The organism is Mesorhizobium sp. M7A.F.Ca.MR.362.00.0.0 (genome assembly GCF_004023175.1).
GTDB lineage: Bacteria > Pseudomonadota > Alphaproteobacteria > Rhizobiales > Rhizobiaceae > Mesorhizobium.
On the sequence record NZ_RZTF01000676.1, the window covers coordinates 1 to 1,758 of the forward strand.

The window sequence follows — 1,758 nt, forward strand, 5'->3', positions numbered from 1 at the left end:
CCTCTGGGCAATGGGTGAAGCCGAAGAAGACGACGCTGGGCTGACCCCTGAAGGCAGCCTCGGTGATCGGCGCGCCTTTCTGGTCGACCAGGGTGAAGGCAGCGCCGAAGGGCTCGCCGCCATAATGGCCGCGGTACCAGTCGAAGGTCAGCCAGCCGATACCGGCGGCCATCAGGACGAGAATGCCGACCAGGATAGAACGCATCATCAGAAAAGTCCGTCTGCAGAAATCGCCGCGCCGGCTCAATGCCGCGCCTGTGCGACAGTCTTAGCGGTTCGGCCTCGCACAGGCAAAGTGCCGCGTTGCCGCAACCGCAGTGGTGTCGACCTATCTGCTTGCAAAGCCGGGCTGCTCGCCCCACCTGTGACCGGCAACTCGAACCGCAGGAGGCTCCCTTGCCACGACTGATTGGGCACGGACTGATTGGGCGAAAACTGATCGGCGGCGCGTTGGCCGCGTGTGTTGTCGTTGGCGCCGGTGCCGCGGTCGCCGAGGAAGTCGGCAAGGTCGGCGTCGACTGGCTCGGCAATGACATCATCGTCGAAGCGATCAAGGATCCGAAAGTGGAAGGCGTGACCTGCCACGTCTCCTATTTCGACCGCGGCATCATCGATCGCCTGCACAAGGGCAACTGGTTCGAGGATCCGTCCGATTCCTCCATCTCCTGCCGCCAGACCGGCCCGATCACGATCGGCGACATCGACATGAGCGAGGGCGGCGAGGAGGTGGTCAAGCAAGGCATCAGCCTGATCTGGAAGAAGCAGGTGGTGAACCGCATCTACGACAAGCCCAATGAGACGCTGATCTATCTCTCGCATTCGCGCCAGGTGCAGAACGGCTCGGCCAAAATGTCGGTCACCACCGTGCCGCTCTACGGCCAGAGCGTGGTGTGGAGCAAAGGCAAGCCGCAATAAGCTGCTTAGTTTCTTCGGGAGCCGGACGGACGAATGGTCCCGCTGCGGGACCATTCGCTCGGCGAATCCTTGCTGGGAGACGATCTGAGGGACGATTGGTCCCGCTTGCGGGACCAATCGCCTAGGCGTAAAGCCGCCGGCATGGAGCGTTCCGAAAACCTCGTCCCGAAAGACCCCGAGCCGCGTATCCATCCGACCGCGGAGCTGAAGGCGTGCAAGCTCGGCCGCTATGCCTCGATCGGCGAGCGGGTGGTGCTGCGCGAGGTGAATGTCGGCGACTTCTCTTATTTTGAGCGCCACTGTGAAGCGATCTACACGACGATCGGGAAATTCTGCTCGATCGCCGCCAACAGCCGTATCAATGCGCTGGAGCATCCCATAGAGCGGCTGACCCAGCACAAGCTCAGCTACCGGCCGAACGAGTATTTTCGCTGGCTGGGCGTCGATGCCGCCTTCCGCGAGCGGCGGCAGGCGAAAGCCGTGACCATCGGCCATGATGTCTGGATCGGCCACGGCGCGGTGATCATGCCTGGGATCGCCATCGGCAACGGTGCCGTCATCGGCGCCAACGCCGTGGTGACGCGTGACGTGCCGTCCTATGCGATCGTCGCCGGCGTGCCGGCGAAGGCTCTCCGGCCACGCTTCACTCCGGATATCGCGGCGCGGATCGAAGCTCTCGCCTGGTGGGACTGGCCGGTCGAAAAGCTGGCCAGAGCGGTTCCCGACATGCAGGCCATGCCGATCGAAACGTTCCTCGATCGCTGGGAAAACGACGCCGTCTGAGCTTGCGCAAACATGTCGGATTGAAACCCCTTCCGCCATGCGGGGGTGGCGCCGCGGAAG

3 protein-coding genes are annotated in these 1,758 nt (G+C 63.3%); 2 read left to right on the forward strand and 1 reads right to left on the reverse strand.

The annotated features are described in order from the left end of the window. Window positions 1–208, reverse strand: a 208-nt coding sequence (locus tag EOC06_RS36720) for an SCO family protein (protein ID WP_206631348.1), incomplete at its 3' end; no start/stop codon positions are given. 188 nt (window positions 209–396) lie between these two features. Between EOC06_RS36720 and EOC06_RS36725 the strand changes: the two genes are divergently transcribed. Then, window positions 397–915, forward strand: coding sequence for a CreA family protein (locus EOC06_RS36725; RefSeq protein WP_128310081.1), 519 nt, complete (start codon window positions 397–399; stop codon window positions 913–915). Between the two features lie 141 nt (window positions 916–1,056). Next, complete coding sequence (locus tag EOC06_RS36730) at window positions 1,057–1,698, forward strand: DapH/DapD/GlmU-related protein (protein WP_128310082.1); 642 nt, start codon at window positions 1,057–1,059, stop codon at window positions 1,696–1,698. Window positions 1,699–1,758 lie beyond the last annotated feature (60 nt).

Excerpts from the sequence above, each read along its gene's own strand:
- EOC06_RS36730 (WP_128310082.1), top strand. The coding sequence starts at position 1,057 with ATGGAGCGTTCCGAAAACCTCGTCCCGAAAGACCCCGAGCCGCGTATC.